15 protein-coding genes and 1 tRNA gene are annotated in these 17,554 nt (G+C 50.6%); 7 read left to right on the forward strand and 9 right to left on the reverse strand.

Translation table 11 applies throughout. The annotated features are described in order from the left end of the window. Positions 1 to 23: 23 nt before the first annotated feature. The 6 genes from ACP15Y_RS06785 to ACP15Y_RS06810 form a co-directional block, all read right to left on the reverse strand. Positions 24 to 1,670 (reverse strand): BCCT family transporter, encoded by a 1,647-nt coding sequence (locus ACP15Y_RS06785; RefSeq protein ID WP_424982244.1) that lies wholly within the window; start codon positions 1,668 to 1,670, stop codon positions 24 to 26. A gap of 442 nt (positions 1,671 to 2,112) precedes the next feature. Next, positions 2,113 to 3,420, reverse strand: a complete 1,308-nt coding sequence (locus ACP15Y_RS06790; protein WP_424982245.1) for an MFS transporter — start codon at positions 3,418 to 3,420, stop codon at positions 2,113 to 2,115. A 189-nt stretch (positions 3,421 to 3,609) separates the two neighbouring features. Next, positions 3,610 to 3,686, reverse strand: a tRNA-Arg gene (locus ACP15Y_RS06795). Positions 3,687 to 3,815: 129 nt separating this feature from the next. Further along, complete coding sequence (locus tag ACP15Y_RS06800; RefSeq protein ID WP_424982246.1) at positions 3,816 to 5,237, reverse strand: sensor histidine kinase; 1,422 nt, start codon at positions 5,235 to 5,237, stop codon at positions 3,816 to 3,818. 22 nt (positions 5,238 to 5,259) lie between these two features. Further along, positions 5,260 to 6,690, reverse strand: a complete 1,431-nt coding sequence (locus tag ACP15Y_RS06805; RefSeq protein ID WP_424982247.1) for a dihydrolipoyl dehydrogenase family protein — start codon at positions 6,688 to 6,690, stop codon at positions 5,260 to 5,262. A 41-nt stretch (positions 6,691 to 6,731) separates the two neighbouring features. Further along, the gene (locus tag ACP15Y_RS06810) at positions 6,732 to 7,502 is read right to left on the reverse strand and encodes a TVP38/TMEM64 family protein (protein WP_424982248.1); all 771 of its coding nucleotides are present in this window, start codon (positions 7,500 to 7,502) and stop codon (positions 6,732 to 6,734) included. Between the two features lie 315 nt (positions 7,503 to 7,817). Here ACP15Y_RS06810 and rpmH point away from each other — a divergent pair, with 315 nt between their 5' ends. From rpmH to yihA, 5 genes are all read left to right on the forward strand, one after another. Beyond that, positions 7,818 to 7,952, forward strand: coding sequence for a 50S ribosomal protein L34 (rpmH, locus tag ACP15Y_RS06815; protein WP_084633949.1), 135 nt, complete (start codon positions 7,818 to 7,820; stop codon positions 7,950 to 7,952). Between the two features lie 46 nt (positions 7,953 to 7,998). Continuing rightward, a complete protein-coding gene (gene rnpA, locus ACP15Y_RS06820; protein WP_424982249.1) occupies positions 7,999 to 8,370 on the forward strand; it encodes a ribonuclease P protein component in 372 nt (123 codons plus the stop codon). Beyond that, positions 8,367 to 10,190 carry a membrane protein insertase YidC gene (gene yidC / locus ACP15Y_RS06825; RefSeq protein ID WP_424982250.1) on the forward strand — a complete coding sequence of 608 codons (1,824 nt, stop codon included), beginning with the start codon at positions 8,367 to 8,369 and terminating at the stop codon, positions 10,188 to 10,190. Before rnpA ends, yidC begins: the two co-directional genes overlap by 4 nt. A gap of 138 nt (positions 10,191 to 10,328) precedes the next feature. After that, positions 10,329 to 10,979: a CatB-related O-acetyltransferase gene (locus tag ACP15Y_RS06830; RefSeq protein WP_424982251.1), complete on the forward strand. Its 651-nt coding sequence runs from the start codon at positions 10,329 to 10,331 to the stop codon at positions 10,977 to 10,979. Further along, a complete protein-coding gene (yihA, locus tag ACP15Y_RS06835; RefSeq protein ID WP_424982252.1) occupies positions 10,972 to 11,610 on the forward strand; it encodes a ribosome biogenesis GTP-binding protein YihA/YsxC in 639 nt (212 codons plus the stop codon). The genes ACP15Y_RS06830 and yihA overlap by 8 nt, the downstream gene beginning before the upstream one ends. 7 nt (positions 11,611 to 11,617) lie before the next feature. Here yihA and ACP15Y_RS06840 read toward each other — a convergent pair whose 3' ends face one another. After that, positions 11,618 to 14,308 (reverse strand): bifunctional diguanylate cyclase/phosphodiesterase, encoded by a 2,691-nt coding sequence (locus tag ACP15Y_RS06840; protein WP_424982253.1) that lies wholly within the window; start codon positions 14,306 to 14,308, stop codon positions 11,618 to 11,620. Between the two features lie 62 nt (positions 14,309 to 14,370). Then, the gene (locus ACP15Y_RS06845) at positions 14,371 to 15,102 is read right to left on the reverse strand and encodes a type 1 glutamine amidotransferase (RefSeq protein ID WP_424982254.1); all 732 of its coding nucleotides are present in this window, start codon (positions 15,100 to 15,102) and stop codon (positions 14,371 to 14,373) included. Between the two features lie 135 nt (positions 15,103 to 15,237). On the opposite strand from ACP15Y_RS06845, the gene argB reads away from it, so the two are divergent. Further along, positions 15,238 to 16,155, forward strand: coding sequence for an acetylglutamate kinase (gene argB / locus ACP15Y_RS06850; RefSeq protein WP_424982255.1), 918 nt, complete (start codon positions 15,238 to 15,240; stop codon positions 16,153 to 16,155). Continuing rightward, positions 16,155 to 16,844 (forward strand): pyrimidine 5'-nucleotidase, encoded by a 690-nt coding sequence (locus ACP15Y_RS06855; RefSeq protein WP_424982256.1) that lies wholly within the window; start codon positions 16,155 to 16,157, stop codon positions 16,842 to 16,844. The genes argB and ACP15Y_RS06855 overlap by 1 nt, the downstream gene beginning before the upstream one ends. Here the strand turns inward: ACP15Y_RS06855 and ACP15Y_RS06860 are convergent. Next, positions 16,841 to 17,521: a helix-turn-helix transcriptional regulator gene (locus tag ACP15Y_RS06860; protein WP_424982257.1), complete on the reverse strand. Its 681-nt coding sequence runs from the start codon at positions 17,519 to 17,521 to the stop codon at positions 16,841 to 16,843. The genes ACP15Y_RS06855 and ACP15Y_RS06860 overlap by 4 nt on opposite strands. Positions 17,522 to 17,554 lie beyond the last annotated feature (33 nt).

Genomic DNA, 17,554 nt, shown 5'->3' on the forward strand with positions numbered 1-17,554 from the left:
AGGTTTGTCATTTTTGAGGCTTGTTAAGCGTGCTTCAATTCACTCATCAACCCTTTGACCAGCGCGAAACAGGCCAACAGAATGATAAAGGTGAAGGGGAAGCCTGTGGACACCGCCATGGCCTGCAGCGCACCCAAGCCACCGCCAAGCAACAAGGCAATCGCCACGATACCTTCAAAGCTCGCCCAGAATACACGCTGAGGCGTTGGGGCATTCACTTTGCCGCCTGCAGTCATGGTGTCGATCACCAATGAGCCTGAATCTGATGAGGTGACGAAGAATACAATCACCAAACAGATACCCACAAAAGAGGTAAGCTGTGCCAAAGGCAAAGGCCCCAGCATCTCAAACAGTTTCAGCTCCAGCGCGGCTTCAGATACGGCTGTGTAGCCCTGGTTGACGATCTGATCGATGGCTGTACCGCCGAAAGATGTCATCCACAAAACAGACACGATAGACGGAATGATCAACACACATGTGATGAATTCACGCACCGTGCGGCCACGGCTTACCCGCGCAATAAACATGCCGACAAATGGTGACCAAGAAATCCACCAAGCCCAGTAGAATGAAGTCCAGCCTTGTGAGAAGTTCGCATCTTCGCGGCCAAACGGCATGGACAAGGCAGGCAGATATTCGACATAGGCCCAAAGATTTTGGAAGAAGCCTGTCAAAATGGCCAAGGTGGGACCAACGATAATCACGAACACCAACAAGATGATCGCCAAGACCATGTTGATCTCAGATAGACGTTTCACGCCTGCATCCAAGCCCGCCACAACAGAAATCAAGGCTAGGCCAGTGATGGCAATGATCAAGAACACCATGCTGGTGTTGCTTTCTGGGAAGCCAAACAACATGCTCAAGCCAGCATTGGCTTGTTGTGCGCCGATGCCCAAGGATGTGGCCAAACCAAACAAGGTGGCAAACACAGCGAGGATATCGATGATGTGGCCTGTCCAGCCCCAAACACGCTCGCCAAAGATTGGATAAAACACAGAGCGGATCGTTAGCGGCAGTCCCTTATTGTAAGAGAAGATCGCCAAGGACAGCGCGACAACGGCGTAGATCGCCCATGGATGCAAGCCCCAGTGGAAGATTGTCGCCGCCATGCCCAAGCGTGCCGCTTCGGCAGCATTGCCTTCAGCGCCACCGAGGGGGGCCCAGTCTGTCCGCACGCCATTTTCAGCAACGACACCGCCCATAGAGCTGGTGAAGTGTGAGATCGGCTCGCTCACACCATAGAACATGAGCCCAATGCCCATGCCCGCAGCGAAGAGCATGGAAAACCATCCTACATAGGTAAAGTCCGGTGTCGCCTCGCGTCCACCAATGCGCACTTTGCCCAATGGGGTGACGATTAAAACCAGACACAGCAAAACAAAAATATTGCCAGATAGAAGGAAGAACCAATCAAATGTTTGGGTCAACCAATTGCGCAAGCCATTGAACAATGGCTCAACTTCAGTTTGAAAGGCCAGTGTGAGAAACACGAATGCCACCACTGTTAGCCCTGAAATCACAAAAACCGGATTGTGAATATCTAGCCCAAATGGGCCAATGCTTGTCTCAATATTGTCCTGGCCGATCTCATAATCACTATCAATGATTTCGGTAGGACCTTCTGGTGCGGGAATCGCATCCAGTTCTGGTTCCTGATTTTCCGTCAATTTAGCCTCCTATTGACTTAGTCGTTAACGGCAAACAAGCAACAGAAACAAAAGTCAAAAGAACAACGGTTCCCCAAAAATAAAACGAAATATAAATCGGCTTATTTTCTAAGGGAATTTTCTTTTCGCAAAATTTTACAGCAAAATTAAAACTGCGACTGTAAAACCAATAAAATCTCGATTTATACTACCCCAATACGAGATTTAACTACTTTCGGTCTCCGCTGGCTGCGCCATTAGGGTCAAGGCTAACATAACGGATATAGAATTTATAGTTTCGCTTGTGGATAATTTATTCGATATAGCTGAACAATGATCTCCATGTCGCGCAACAGTCCGATCTAACTCACGGCGTAATGACCAGCCGATTACCCAAAAAACTGGGTTTGAACACAGCAAAACAATGAGTAAAGCGCTGGTTGTCACATTTTATGGGTGTTGGCTATTCAGCTTCTGCGTCCAACCGTTTAGCTAAAACCAAAGCCAACATGACCGCAATGACAAGAAAGACCGTGCCAATCATCCACGCGACTGGTGTAGAATATAGTTTCGCGATAGCGCCGGCCAAAACCAATCCCAATGCTGCTCCCAACTGTTGTATCAACGATCTCAGCGACAACATGGTTGATCGCTGACGATCTTCAACGCAGCGATGTAGAATGCTACTGGCGGGTGTTTCACAGGCGCCAAGGATAACTGAATATAGGATAAAAACGGCGACAAAGCCGATGATGCCTCCTTGCAATGCCAGCGCGATCTGAACACCCGCCAAGCAAGCAAACATTGCCGCCAGTGTCATCGCATGCCGTCGCTTGAATACCCGGCTAAGGTGTGGGGATATGGAAGCGCCGAAAGCAATGGAAAAGAAATATGTCGCGGTCACGACACCAATGACGGTGTTGGCATAGCCTTCTTCCAACATAGGCTTCGCATGGGTTGGCCATAGCACCTCCACCGGATTTGTCGCCATCAGAAAGAATGACAGCGATCCCAAAAGCATCGACAAAGCCGGACGGTTCAGCACCAGTAGGCTCGCGTCCTTTATCATCACTGGAACATTTGAAAACCCATGCAATAGAGCATTGCCGTCCATCGGGCGCGGCTTTTCGACAATGGCCAATACCGTAAATACAAACACGCCCAACATGACAACAAAGCTTGCTGCATAGGACACGTCATAGATGCTGAACCCAAAGCGTTCCGCGACATATCCCAACATATCCGGCAAAAGACCTCCCAGAACCGCCCCAATGGCCAGCCCCAGAGCGTTGGCCCATTGCGCTTTCGCGAGTGCGGGTTGGACATCAACGTTTGGTGCGGCGGCCCTAAAGGTTTCGACAAACCATGCATCAAGTGTGCCCGACCGAAGCGCCCGCCCAAAGCCGATAAATGCAAATGAGAGCGCAAGAACATAAAAATTGCTGGTTGAAAGGAATAGCGCTAGCGAAATCAAACTTGCGACAACCGCCGTTAGAAAGACTGGCTTACGGCCAATGCTGTCGGCAAGGCCGCCAAATGGTAACTCCATCGCCATCGTTGTGAGCGAGTAGACGCCGAAGAGAAGCGAAATTTGAAAGAGGTCCATCCCTCGGTCAGTCAACGCCAGGACAACAACGGCAACCGTCAGCCCCATCGCAAAACGGTCCAGAAACTGGTGCATCTGAAATACGCGAATGTGCCGTTGTGCGGAACCAGTTAAATTTGCGAAGGAAAACTCTGTCTCGGTCGTCATGCTTGTAACATTGACCATACCGTAGCCTTGCACAACACCTTAGTTCGACCGAAACCTATCCCGAGCAAATAAAATCGGTCGCTGGCTTAGGCAGGACAAACGCCCGCGCTGACTGCGTAGCGGACATGCTAATATAGAATTCAAAATCGACGTTTGGTCCACCATGACCGCAAGCCAATAACTTATAACATTCAAGAGGGGGAAAAGTGGCGCACCGGGGAAGATTCGAACTCCCGACCCCTAGATTCGTAGTCTAGTGCTCTATCCAGCTGAGCTACCGGTGCTTAAAATCAACGGCTCAATTTGTTCCGTCAATCAACAGCGCAAAGCCATATACTGGCTTTGAAATGATTGCAAGACCTTCAATCGCATCTTTTTCATATCTTTGTCATTTTCAGGCGGAAAAGCCCGGATTAGCGGGGCAAACAAATCTCAAATTTTGTGCCGCTTTCTTCTGGAATATATTTGAGTGCGCCGCCATGGGCTTCGACCAGTTCTTTGGCGATGGCCAAACCAAGCCCAGTGCCCCCCGCCCGACCAGAACCTTCGAACGCACGGAATAAATTATCCTTGGCACGTGGGGACAGGCCCGGCCCGTTATCCGCAATTGTGAGGCAAACTTGCGCTTGATCAACAATCAAATTAGCTAAAATGGACGGATGGTCGCCATTTTTCAGGCTGTGCGTCTCTAGTGCCTCCCGCGCATTTTTAAACAGATTGGTGAAAACACGTGCAATCTGATCCGGATCGACCGATATGATGACATCATCTTCCACCTGATTTAGCCATTCAATTTCAGGATGAACCCGGATCGCCGCTTCGGACGCTGATTCATCGAGCAATGCGCGCAAATCAACCTGTTCGAATTTTGGGGCAACCGATTTATGACGCCCATAATCCAATACCGACTGGCAAAACTTAATCGCCCTATCGAGTGTATTCACCAAACGCGGCGCCAAGCGCTGAACATGCGGGTCGTCTAGATTAGCCACCTGATCGGAAAGCAATTGCGCAGAGCCGAGCGTGTTGCGCAAATCGTGATTGATTTTTGCAACGGCCAACCCGAGGTCCGCCAAATGCTGCTTTTGCTTGAGCATTGTAAATAAATTGGATTCCATCGCGGCGAGTTCACGCTCCGCGATGCCCACCTCATCTCGTCGCTCGGAAGGCACAATGATTTTGCGGGCATCATCTGGATCTTGCTGAAAAGCAACCATGTTGCGGGTCAAGCGCGTGATCGGGCGAATCAACAAGCCGTTTAGGAACAGGAAAATAGCAAAGGACGTGAAGCTGGCGACCAGAAGTGAGAGCCAGAAGATATTGCGGGAATAGGCGATCAGTTCTTGACGCAACAGTGCCTCATTGACCAACACCTCGACAACAACATCCTGGCTGTCCATCGGCACGCCGATCACCCGCATGGTGCGGTTTGACCCAAAAAAGAGGATTTCCAAAGCGCCGGCGATCAAATCAAGTGGTGCACGCTCACGCGTATCTGCTGCATAGGCGGCGACAGGCATCGGCATGTCCGGGCGCTCAATCAATTGCGATTGCCCTTCTGTACGGATCACCAGGGCTTCCGCTTCGGCCGAACTGAGCAGCTTGCCGATCATGTCCGGAGTGAGGTCCATCGTATCTGGCACGGTCTCAATAACACGCGCGGCCACGCCCGCCACATGCACGCGGTCATCCATCCAGCTGATGCGGAAATTGGCCACGGAGGGTAGATAAATCAAAACTTCCACCACCATGATCATGGCAATAATCATGGTGATCAGTTTCATAGAAAGGCCAAATATGACCCGTTTTGGAGCGTCAAACTGTTCGTTCGCCATAGATGCCTTTGCAGCCCGTGCCCTAGCCCAACGTCCTGTTCAGCTCTAGCAAGAACTTCAAAACAGGATGATCGACCTTGTCTTTATAGAACTCCACCGCGATGCGCTTTGCAATCTCGAATTGCGTTGGATAGGGCGCAACCATTTTGGTGAAAGCCCCAATCTTCATTTTGTTGGCCACCGCCAATGCATAAATGTTGATCAGCTCACCCGCATTTTTGCCGACGGCGCCTGCGCCTAGAATTCGGCCCGACGGGGTGGTGATAACCTTGAGGAGACCTTCTTCCACGTGCTCGGCACGCGCCCGATCGTTTTCGGCAAAGCTCCAACGCAACACTTTGAACTTGTCGCCATATTTCTTACGCGCATCTGCTTCGGTGAACCCCACATTTGCGATTTCCGGATCGGTATATGTGGCCCAAGGAATGATGGACGTGTCGTTTTTGATCGGCAGCCGATAAAGCGCGTTTCTCACCACTAGACCACCGTGATAGCCCGCAACATGGGTGAATTGCAGACCGCCCGCGACATCACCAATGGCATAGACGCGTTTGTTTGACGATTTGAGCCCTTTATTGACTTTGACGCCGCGCCCGTCGAATTTGATTTTGCCTTTTTCCAAATCCAATGCTTCCACATTGGGCTTTCGGCCTGCGGCCAACAGTAAGTGCGACCCAACAATCTCCTCAGTCTCACCACTTTTCGTCTCAATGGTCACCGCAATGTTTTTCGCCTTTGGTGCAACTTGCGTGACTTTGACGCCTTCGCGAATATCCACACCTTCACGGCGAATATGCTTTAGGGCGATTTCAGTAAATTCAGGGTCATCATTTGCCAATGGCGCCTGCATTTCCAGCACGGTGACATTTGACCCTAACCGCCGATGCGCTTGGGCCATCTCCATGCCAATTGGCCCACCTCCAACAATTATAAGATGTTGCGGCTTGCGGGTGAGATTAAAAATGGTCTCGTTGGTGTGATATTCAATATCGCCAAGGCCGGGTATTGGCGGTGTCATTGGGCGGGAACCTGTGGCGATGACGAACCGACGAGCTTTGACCTCCTGGTCACCCACTTTGACCGTTTTGGGATCGACAAACTTTGCCTCTCCTTGAAGTACGGTTGCACCTAACCCTTCAAATCGTTCGACCGAATCGTGAGGTGCAATATCAGCGATAACGCCGTGCACATGCTCATTCACGCGACCAAAATTGATTTTTGGATCTTCCGCGGCGATGCCAAACGAGGTGGAGGTGCGCATATATTGCGCGCGCTTGGCTGAAGCAATGAGTGATTTTGACGGCACACACCCATAGTTGAGGCAATCCCCGCCCATTTTGTCGCGCTCGATCAATACAACGCTGGCGCCAAGCGATAATGCCGCCGCCGCAACCGTGAGCCCGCCAGAGCCACCACCGATCACACACAAGTCAGGTTGAAGAATTTTTGCCATAGAGTTTGTCCTCGCACCAAGTGCGTTTTGGTCATAATTGATTATGCGGGAGATTTCCGCAAGCGTTTGACAATAATAGGAATTAGCGATGCCACGCCGAGGGCGCCTAATGCAATCAACAAGTCGGTTGTGATGATATTGCCAACCTTAAGCGAGATACCGCATGTGGCGTTGCCCGCAGCCACGCAGGCCTCGTAAGCGTCAGCTTGAGCTCTCACGATGGAATCCAGCCCCTCGCCTGCATAGGCATAAGCAAAGCTGCCCGGCGCGATACCAACAAGCGTGGTCCAAAAATAAATGCCGAACGGCACACCCAAGATGCCGGGCACGATATTGACCAGCGTGAAAGGGAAAACCGGCGTAAGGCGCAAAAAGAACATGTAGCTGACACTGTCTTTTTGGAAGCCATCACGCATTTTCTGAATATAGCCCTTGGCATTTTCCCGCATATGCTCACCAAGCGAGGTTTTGGCAATAAAGAATAAGATTGAGGCGCCAAGGGTTGCCGCAAATATGGTGGCGAGCCCTGCAATCCACCAACCAAACAATAGCCCGCCGGAAACCGTTAGCACCCAAGCTGCGGGAAAGGACAAAGCAACTGCCGCCGCATAGAACACCATATATATAAGCACAGCGACCAACAGATAGTCGGTCACAAACTGCACCATGGCCGAATAATTTTGCACCAATGCTTCAATGGAAAGCCATTTATAGCTGCCCGTAAAATACAGGATTGCAATGATGATCAGCAGTAGCGCCACAGGGAGCCAGCGTTTCACTTGCGATAGATTGGTTTGTGTTAACAAGGCCATGGGGATGTCCAGTCCGTTTCGTTCCCCTCAAACTAAACATTTGTCGCGCGCGGACCCAAGTAAATTATAATGACAGGATGATCACTCAGAATTGAGCTTAAGTTGTGAAACAGATAGGGGAAAAAGTGCGTTCGCGCGCGAGGGTTTTGATTGACTCGAGGGGCGCGATTGCCTATAAGCCAGCCCAACTCGACCATTTTTGATGGTGCGGTCGGCTCTGTTTTGCCAAAACAAAAGCCTTTTGCATCTTTGGTCAATCCAGAATTAAACAATAAAAGAGGAACCGTGTCCTTTAAGATGCGGTCTTGAAGAGCAATGAAGCGTACATTTCAGCCTAGCAATCTTGTTCGCACACGTCGTCACGGTTTCCGCGCACGTATGGCCACCAAGAATGGTCGCAAAATTTTGAATGCACGTCGCGCACGTGGCCGTAAGCGTTTGTCAGCTTAAGTGACGATTTGGGCACGATAAGGGTCCGAAAAGCGAGATGACACCTATGCGCCAGTTGAAAAAAAGGGCGCAATTTTTGAAAGCCGCGCGGGGACGTAAAATTGTCCGGCGCGGCTTTGTGCTGCAAGCTGTTGCGCACAATGAGGGTTGTGAAACTGGCCCCGCGGTTGGTTATACAGTGACCAAGAGGGTGGGCAATTCGCCACAACGCAACCGGGTGAAGCGACGTTTGCGCGCACTTGCCCGGGAGTTCGCGAAAAACTTTGACCCAAACTTCAACTATGTATTGATTGGTCGTCAAGAAGCGTTACATGAACCCTTTAGTGAACTTAAAAAGAGCCTTTCGCGGGCGCTTGAAAAGATACATGTCGAAAGAAGCGCTGCTGCGCATGCAATAGATCGGAAGTCAAAATCATGAATGAAGGCCGCAACTACGTCCTGGCAATCGGGTTGTCGATTTTGGTGCTGGTGGGTTGGCAATATTTTGTTGCCGGGCCGCAATTGGAAAAAGCCCAACGACAAGCGGAACTTGCTGCGCAGCAACAGCAAACCAACTCAGAAACAGCAGACTTGCCAACACCTTCAGCGGATGGTGGCACTGGCGAGATCGCCGCACCAACGGCGGCCCTGACGGGCAGTCGGGATGAAGTGATCGCCCAAGGCGATCGCGTTTCAATTGAAACAGTAGCGTTGACTGGCTCGATCAATTTGACTGGCGGCCGTATCGATGATTTGCGCTTGAAGCGCTATCACGAAACGGTGGATGACAGCAGCCCAATCATCACGCTCTTGTCTCCAGAAGGCACGCCAGAGCCCTACTTTGTGGAACAAGGCTGGGTAAGCGCCACCGGCTCAACAGCGAATTTGCCGAAATCTGATACACAGTGGCAAGTGGTTGGCAATCAGACTCTTTCTGTCGACAACGACGTTACGTTGCAGTTCGATAATGGCAATGGCCAAATCTTTAAGCGCACATTCAATGTGGATGAAAACTATCTCTTCACAGTGACACAGACTGTTGAAAACAACGGTTCTGGCGATATTGCACTTTTCCCTTATTCCCGCGTGACACGCCAAGAAACACCGCAAACCTCCGGCTTTTTCATTTTGCATGAAGGTCCAATCGGCGTGTTGTCAGATAACAATCTGATTGAATTGTCATATGGTGATTTGGCTGAAGAGAGCCGCAAAGATTATTCTTCAAATGGCGGTTGGCTTGGCTTCACCGATAAATATTGGGCCACAGCTGTTGTGCCGACACCGGACACATCGGTGAATGCCCGTTTCTCTCACCGTTTGGCCAATGGCCGCCCCACCTATCAATCAAGCTTTGTGGCGCAAGACCCTGTTGTGATTGGCGCAAGCCAAACCGGCAGCTTCAAAAGCCATGTGTTTGCAGGTGCGAAGGTTGAAGAATATATCGATGGATACGAGCAAAATCTTGGTTTTGATCGGTTTGAGCTTTTGATTGACTGGGGTTGGTTCCACTTCATCACCAAGCCAATCTTTTACTTGATCCGTTTCCTCAATGGCATCTTGGGCAATTTCGGCCTCGCTATTTTGGCAGTGACCGTCATCATCAAAGCTTTGTTCTTCTGGTTCGCGAACAAGTCCTACGCTTCAATGGCCGCAATGAAAAAAGTGCAGCCTGAGATGAAAGAAATCCAAGAGCGCCATAAAGATGATCGCATGCAGCAACAGCAAGCGATGATGGAGCTCTACAAGCGCGAAAAGATCAACCCGATGAGTGGTTGCTGGCCGGTATTGATCCAGATCCCAGTGTTCTTCTCGCTCTATAAAGTGTTGTTCGTAACCATCGAAATGCGCCATGCGCCGTTCTTTGGCTGGATTCAGGATTTGGCGTCACCAGACCCGACCAATATCTTCAACTTGTTCGGCTTGTTGCCGTTTGACCCAACGGGCTTGCCATTGTTGGGCGGCTTCTTGGCGTTGGGCGCTTGGCCATTGATCATGGGTATCACCATGTTCGTGCAAATGCGTTTGAACCCTCCGCCAGCAGACCCAACACAAGCTGCGATCTTTGCGTGGATGCCAGTTATCTTTACCTTCATGTTGGCAGGCTTCCCTGCCGGTTTGGTGATCTACTGGGCATGGAACAACTTCCTCTCCATTCTGCAGCAATATGTGATCATGCGTCGCCATGGCGTGGATGTTGACCTGTTCGGCAACATCGCCGCCTCCTTCAAGCGGAAGAAGCCTGAAGAAGAAGCGAAGTAATTGACGATCTAAAATGAGGCGGCTAACTTAGCCGCCTCAATTGTTTAAAGGGTAGGCTCAGCCAATGATTCAATAACCGTACAACCGCGATCGCTGCGGACGCGCAATTTGCTCACACACTTTTGCAAAGGACAGCCTATGTACGGCCCGAATCCGAATACCCCTTTTCCGATCAAAGATCTTGATCGGATCGTCTTCTTGAAAAATCATATCACCAACCCGCACATCGAAGTCGGGGACTTTACCTATTATGACGATGGTGACAAACCGCAGGATTTTGAACAGCGCAATGTTCAATATCACTTCGAATTTGTTGGCGATAAGCTAATCATCGGCAAGTTTTGTGCACTGGCGCAAGGGTGTCAATTCATCATGAATGGAGCCAATCATTTAATGGATGGCTTCTCGACCTACCCCTTCCAGATCTTCTCAAAAGATTGGGCAGCAGGCTTCAATAGTGCTGAGTGGGTGGAGAACACCAAAGGTGATACCACCATCGGCCATGATGTTTGGATTGGTCGTGAAGCGACCATCATGCCCGGCGTGACCATTGGCAATGGCGCCATCATTGGCAGCAAGGCCGTTGTGGCCAAAGATGTACCAGCCTACGCCATCGTGGTGGGCAATCCCGCGCGCACGGTAAAAATGCGATTTAGCGATGACGTCATCGCGCGACTTGAGCAGATTGCTTGGTGGCATTGGTCGGTGGAAAAGATTACAAAGCACAGAGATGCGATAATGGGTGCCGATATCGCCCAGTTAGAAAAGGCAAGCTTAGACGATGACTGAATATACACCTGCACAATTGGAAGCCGGTCGCCTGCTGTTCGCACGCCCTTGGAATTTCATCAAGGGGTGCGTGCGCATTGACGACCTGCCGCCAACAGATTGCACGGAGATCGCGTTTGCGGGCCGTTCAAATGTGGGCAAGTCATCTTTGATCAATGCATTGACCGGGCGTGTTAACCTCGCCCGGACCTCCAACACACCTGGGCGCACGCAAGAGCTGAATATCTTTGAAGCTAATGATGCACCGGTGCGCATTGTCGATATGCCAGGCTATGGATTTGCGAAGGCGCCAAAGAAGACCGTGGAAACATGGACCAAACTCATCCATGCCTATTTGAAAGGCCGCCCAAACCTACGGCGTGTATTTGTGCTCATTGATGGTCGTCACGGGCCGAAACCTGCTGACGAGACTGTTATGAACGAGCTGGATGGGGCAGCGGTTTCCTACCAGATCGTCATCACAAAAGCCGACAAACCCAAAGCTGCCGAACTTGAGAAGGTGATTGCCCTCACCAGCAATATCATCTCCAAGCATGGCGCTGCGCATCCTGAAATGTTGATTACTTCATCTGAAAAGAAGGATGGCATTGATGAATTGCGTGCAGTGATCGCGCAATTGTTAGTGAGCTAGCATCCGCCTAAAGTGAGGCAGTTTTCCGTAGTTGTGCTTCTGATTGCTGGTCTTTAACAAAGCGCGCCATATCGTCAGCGGGCATTGGACGCCCGAATAGATAACCTTGGAAAGCGTCGCAGCCAAGCAAGCGCAAGATGCGCACTTGGTCTTCTTTTTCCACGCCCTCTGCCAACACCTCAATATTGAGGGATTTACCCATATCGATGATGGATTTAATAAGGCGACGTTGCTCTGCTGACTGGGTGAGCGGTGCAACAAATTGGCGGTCAATTTTCAATCGCTTCGGATGCAACCGCAACAGCCCCACAATTGACGCGTGGCCTGTGCCGAAATCATCAATATCAATGTCGATGCCCATATCCTGAATGCGGGCGAGGTTCTCATCAACAATCTTTTTCGACTCATCAAGGAAGATCGTTTCGACCAATTCAAATGTGATTTGGCCTGGCTTGATGTCGAATTGAGAAAGATTTTTTATCAGGTCCTCATCTTCCAATCGACTAGAAGACACGTTAACTGATGCATTGGGCACATCGAGCCCTTGGGCACGCCATGTGCTCATATCGTCCAACACACGTTGCAACATGATGTGATCGAGCTTGTCCATCACATTCAGCTCTTGTGCCGCACTCATAAACTCAAATGGAGACAGCACACCTTTGGAAGGATGTTTCCAGCGCGCCAGTGCTTCCACGCCGATAATCTCGAGCGTGTGAGCATCAAATTGTGGCTGGTAATAAGGGACGAATTGAGATTGCTCGATGCCGCGCAAGATTTCATCCGCCAATTCACGCGACTCAACAATGCTGGTTTGTAGCTCATCGGTGAAGAAGGAATAGCAGTTTCGGCCATCTTGCTTGGCGCGATATAGCGCAATGTCTGAACGGACCAAGAGACTTGCATATTCAACATCATTATCTGGCGTACATGCAATGCCGATGCTGGCGCCAAAACGACAGACTTGGCCTTCGAAATTTAACGGTTGATTGGCGGCATCAATAATGCGTTTGGCCAACTCAGCAAGTATGTCCAGATTGCCATCGCATGGCATGACCACAACAAATTCGTCGCCACCAACACGGCCGATAAATCCCTCTTTCGGGGCGTTGGAGCGCAGCGCACTCGCAAAATGGCAAAGGGTGGCATCGCCAGCCCGGTGACCAAGTGTATCGTTGATTTGCTTAAATCTGTCCAAATCGATCGACAATATGGCGAGGCCCATATCATCGCTCATTTTTTCCTGCATTTTGCTCAAATGTTGATCCAGCAACCGCCGGTTTGGCAAACCAGTCAGTTCATCATGCATCGCCAGATGTTCGATTTTCTGGTGCGCAGATTTGAGCTCAGCATTCTTGCCCTCAGCTTGCTTTTTCGCGTTCATCAACGCGTTTTTCATCTCAACTTCGTCAGTGACGTCCCAATTTACGCCGACCATTTTAGGGTCGCCGCCCTCGGGATGATAATAAGAGCAACGCGATTGAAGATGACGAACTTCACCTTTCGCAGTGATAATTCTAAATTGAGAATTCAAATTGCCTTTTTCCGTTATGGCAACTTGGAACTCTCGCTTTGCGCGTTCCAAATCTTCAGGATGTAGCGCTTCTTCCCAGTCTCTACCCGAGCGGATATAGATGCAATCGTCAAAGCCAAACAGTGCGTTTGTGCGGTCGTCCCATACATTTTCACCGGTACTCAAATTGGTTTCCCACACGCCAATCGCCGATGCAGACAAGGCCACACGCAAACGCTCGTGCAACAACTCAAGCTGCTGCTCCCGTGTTTCCAACTCTTGGTTTTGTTGCCCGCGCAGGCGGATCAGATGGCCTGTATATAGAAGCGGCACAACAATAATCAGCAAAACGATGGCCAGGACGGAACGCAATTGCCAAGCGTTTGGTGCGGTATCTGCCCACCCATTTTTGGGCGTTGCCAACATTGTCCAACTGCCAGAAGGCAAATTGACCTTTACAGATATCGGGTTGTCGCGCACCAGCCCTTCATTGCCATAAAAAATCCGCCCGCTATCGCCCAGGCCGTCTTCACCCCTCAACGCAATGTCGAGCATCAATTTCTCATCCAACAAGCCACTGGCTTCATAAAGGCGGTCAGCATCGATCACGGCAGAAACGATGCCCCAAAATTCTTTTTGGCCGGTAAAATGATTTAGAAAGACCGGATAGCGCCCAATGAAGCCAGTGCCACCTTGCACCAAATCAACTGGGCCAGCCAAAATTAGCTCGCTCGAATCACGGGCACGCAAAGCTGCATCGCGCTGGGCTTCATTTTCCAAATAATCGAGACCGATGACGCTTTCATTACCAACAAACGGGTAGATCATTTTGACCTTTAGGTCTGGCGCGCCTGCCAGCACCCGCAATTGCTCAGAATCATCAAACAGAGCGCGGGCCAAAAAGGAAAAGCGCACCTGCCCCATATCTGGCTCAGATGCGATCACACTGACCAAGCCTTTTACAAGCTGCAGGTTCGAATTGACCTTATGTTCAAGCTCAGCCCGCACGAGGCTGGCACTTGCCAACACCTCATTGCGCTGCTCTTGCAGGTAAACGCGATTGCGCTGGTCTTCAACAAATATCCAAAAGAAGGAGAAAAAGACAACACAAATCAGAGCCGGCATATTGGTAAAATGCCAGATCGAATTGCGCCAGAAGCCGCTATTTTGCCCCTGCTTTTTCACTGTTTAGGCTGCCTTGTTTTTCATATTCTTGGCAGCATATATAAGCGATGCTTAAATTTTGATTATATTTTGGCTGTTTTGGTTACATTTTCGCGGAAAAACTCAGCAAACATTTTCCCCAGCTCAGCGGCAGAAGATGGGGTTTTAAGCGAGGCCAAGGCTTGGTCTGCGTCAGCAGGATCAAAAACAACATGCTTGCGCTTGGTGAACAATGTTTCAGAGAAATCATCATCAAACTCAGGGTGAGGTTGCACGCTGATCGCGGGCCCTTCCGGATAGTATAAACCTGCAAAAGGCGTGAAGTCGCTTTTTGCAATGATTTGCGCTGCCGGTGGTTGGGTCAAGACCTGATCCTGATGCGAGGCAGTGATGTGGACCTGATCAGCGGTTGCCTTCAAATGCGCAGGTGCATTTTGCAGATGATAGGTGTGACGCCCAACACCCCAGCCTTTTTCAGATTTGCCCGCATGGCCACCGAGCGCTTCGGCCATAATTTGGTGGCCAAAACAGATACCCGCCATCGGGATATGGTGATCATAGGCGTCGCGAATAAATGCTTTCAGCGGTGCAATCCATGGCAGCGGATCATAGACACCATGCGAGCTGCCTGTGATGAGCACAGCTTCAACTTGGTTCAAAGATGGCAACGGCTCATCTTCCACCACGCTGATGATCTCATACTCAAACTCTCCCCCAGCCCGCTTGAGCATCGTTTGCATCATTTCGCCATAGGTTGGGAAATCGTCGCGCATGGGTTCAGGCACAAGGCCGGTTTGCAGAATGGTGATTTTCATAAAAGCTATCCTCGAACAATCGCGAGCATCTAAGACTATTGACTTTTGCATGACAAGAGGGGTTTTAAGGTCTGGACAAAGCGGGACGAACCTGCACGATAGGCACAACACAATCATCAAGGAATCCCCACATCCATGACGAGCGAACCCAAGCCGGATAAAACCAAAGAAGCCGCCATTTTGGCCCAAGCCTTGCCTTATATGCTGCGCTATGATGACCGCGTTGTGGTGGTGAAATATGGCGGCCATGCCATGGGCGATGAACATCTGGCGCGGGCTTTTGCGCGGGACATTGTGTTGCTGCGCCAATCTGGCGTGCACCCGATTGTGGTGCATGGTGGCGGGCCGCAAATCGGCAAAATGCTTGAGCGCTTGAACATTCAATCTGAATTTAAAGATGGCTTGCGGGTGACCGATCAAGCCACTGTTGACGTGGTGGAAATGGTGCTCGCTGGGGCGATCAACAAACAGATCGTGACGGCCATCACCCAAGAAGGTGGCCGGGCCATTGGCCTTTGCGGCAAAGACGCGAACATGGTGACTGCCAAGAAACTGCGCCGCACCCAGATGGACCCGGACAGCAATATTGAACGCATTGTTGATCTTGGTTTTGTGGGCGAGCCAAGCGACGTGAAACCTGAGATTTTGCATCGGTTGATCTCTGAAGAAATTATCCCGGTGATTGCGCCCATTGCTGCTGGCAAAAAGGGCGACACATTCAACATTAATGCCGACACATTTGCTGGAGCAATCGCTTCCGCCATGGACGCAAAACGCTTTTTGCTGCTGACCGATGTTGAGGGCGTTTTGGGCGGTGATGGCGAGCTGATTGCAGATATAGATGTGGATGGCGCACGCAAATTGATCAAAGATGGTGTTGCCAAAGGTGGCATGATTCCGAAGCTGGAAACAGCCATCTCAGCCGCTGAAAATGGTGTTGAAGCTGTCGTGATCGTGAATGGCAAAACCGAGCATGCGGTGCTGTTGGAATTGTTCACCGAACATGGCGCGGGCACGTTGATTCACAAGAACAATGAAGAGGTTGCTGTTTAATGCCCCTTTCGCATGTCGACTGTTGGATCTTTGATCTCGACAATACGCTTTATCCTCGCACCTGCCGCTTGTTTGACCAGATCGACAAGCTGATCACCGCTTATGTGGTGGATGTGACCGGGTATGATTGGGCCGATGCGCGCAAATTGCAGAAGGAATTTTTTGCAGAATATGGCACCACATTGAGCGGCCTGATGGCCACGCGCAATGTGGACCCACACCATTATTTGCAAAAGGTGCATGATATTGACTATTCGCCCGTGGCACCTAACCCCGCTTTGATGGATGCGATCCGCGCTTTGCCGGGCCGCAAAATCATTTTCACCAATGCTGATCGTGGCCATGCGCAAAATGTGTTGAAGCGGTTGGGCGGTGAAGATGTGTTTGAGGATATTTTCGGCATTATCGAAGCCGAATTTGCGCCGAAGCCGCACAATAATTCCTACGAAAAATTCATCGCCAACCATGGTGTTGCGCCAACCAGTGCGGCCTTTTTTGAAGACATGGAAGTCAATTTGAAGGTGCCGCACAGCTTAGGCATGCGCACGGTGCATGTGGTGCCCGGCGCTGATTTTGACGGCAGCAAGCTGGAGCCCTTTGAGCTAGAGCGCAAGGATGATGAAGAGCATATTCATCACGTGACAGACGATCTAGGCACGTTTCTCAGCCCATTTGCGCGACAGGCTTAGCCCTCAAATCTTTTGAGATAGGTTTCCAAAGTTCGGTGCGGCGCGAGAGTGAATTTCTCGAGCTGCACTTGCATATTGTCAAACCGATCCATGCGGAAATCTCGAAAGTCCTGCCGGGAGACACACCATGCAGTCATCAGCCAGATGGGGCCAAAATTTGTGAGCGCCAATGGGTAGAGTTGACGCTCGCTCACTTTGTCGTCCAGCGCGCGATAGGTGACGCTCAAAATTCGTTTCTCGTCTATGGCCCTACGTGCCTGCCGCAGCTCTTTTTGCGGCATGGTGATGCCTTGAGGGGGCACCACCATCAAATGCGGGCTGTCCAATTTTTCCTGATGACTTTGCGGCACAGCATCGCGGATTTTGGCGAGCGCTTCTTTGGCAGCGGCCGACATGTCTTTGTCGGCAATCAGCGCCAATGTTTTTGCCCCAAGTGCTAGCGCTTCCAGCTGTTCAAAGGTGAAGCTGAGCGGCGGCAGATCAAATTCATCACGCAGCATAAAACCCACGCCGGGTTCGGAGTCGATTGGCGCGCCTGAGCCGATCAGATGCGCCATATCCCGATAGACGGAGCGTTTAGAAATCTCCAATTTTTCCGCAATTTGAAGCGCGGTGAGCGCACCATTGGCGGTGCGCATGATTTGGATGATGCGGAATAGGCGTTCGGCGCGGCGCATAAATTAAATCCCAACTCAACATTGTGGCCACAA

Origin of the sequence: Maritalea sp. S77, assembly GCF_049801075.1 — a bacterium.
GTDB lineage: Bacteria > Pseudomonadota > Alphaproteobacteria > Rhizobiales > Devosiaceae > Maritalea.

Excerpts from the sequence above, each read along its gene's own strand:
- ACP15Y_RS06790 (WP_424982245.1), bottom strand. The coding sequence starts at position 3,420 with ATGGTCAATGTTACAAGCATGACGACCGAGACAGAGTTTTCCTTCGCA.
- ACP15Y_RS06800 (WP_424982246.1), bottom strand. The coding sequence starts at position 5,237 with ATGGCGAACGAACAGTTTGACGCTCCAAAACGGGTCATATTTGGCCTT.
- ACP15Y_RS06805 (WP_424982247.1), bottom strand. The coding sequence starts at position 6,690 with ATGGCAAAAATTCTTCAACCTGACTTGTGTGTGATCGGTGGTGGCTCT.
- ACP15Y_RS06810 (WP_424982248.1), bottom strand. The coding sequence starts at position 7,502 with ATGGCCTTGTTAACACAAACCAATCTATCGCAAGTGAAACGCTGGCTC.
- rpmH (WP_084633949.1), top strand. The coding sequence starts at position 7,818 with ATGAAGCGTACATTTCAGCCTAGCAATCTTGTTCGCACACGTCGTCAC.
- rnpA (WP_424982249.1), top strand. The coding sequence starts at position 7,999 with ATGCGCCAGTTGAAAAAAAGGGCGCAATTTTTGAAAGCCGCGCGGGGA.
- yidC (WP_424982250.1), top strand. The coding sequence starts at position 8,367 with ATGAATGAAGGCCGCAACTACGTCCTGGCAATCGGGTTGTCGATTTTG.
- ACP15Y_RS06830 (WP_424982251.1), top strand. The coding sequence starts at position 10,329 with ATGTACGGCCCGAATCCGAATACCCCTTTTCCGATCAAAGATCTTGAT.
- yihA (WP_424982252.1), top strand. The coding sequence starts at position 10,972 with ATGACTGAATATACACCTGCACAATTGGAAGCCGGTCGCCTGCTGTTC.
- ACP15Y_RS06845 (WP_424982254.1), bottom strand. The coding sequence starts at position 15,102 with ATGAAAATCACCATTCTGCAAACCGGCCTTGTGCCTGAACCCATGCGC.
- argB (WP_424982255.1), top strand. The coding sequence starts at position 15,238 with ATGACGAGCGAACCCAAGCCGGATAAAACCAAAGAAGCCGCCATTTTG.
- ACP15Y_RS06855 (WP_424982256.1), top strand. The coding sequence starts at position 16,155 with ATGCCCCTTTCGCATGTCGACTGTTGGATCTTTGATCTCGACAATACG.
- ACP15Y_RS06860 (WP_424982257.1), bottom strand. The coding sequence starts at position 17,521 with ATGCGCCGCGCCGAACGCCTATTCCGCATCATCCAAATCATGCGCACC.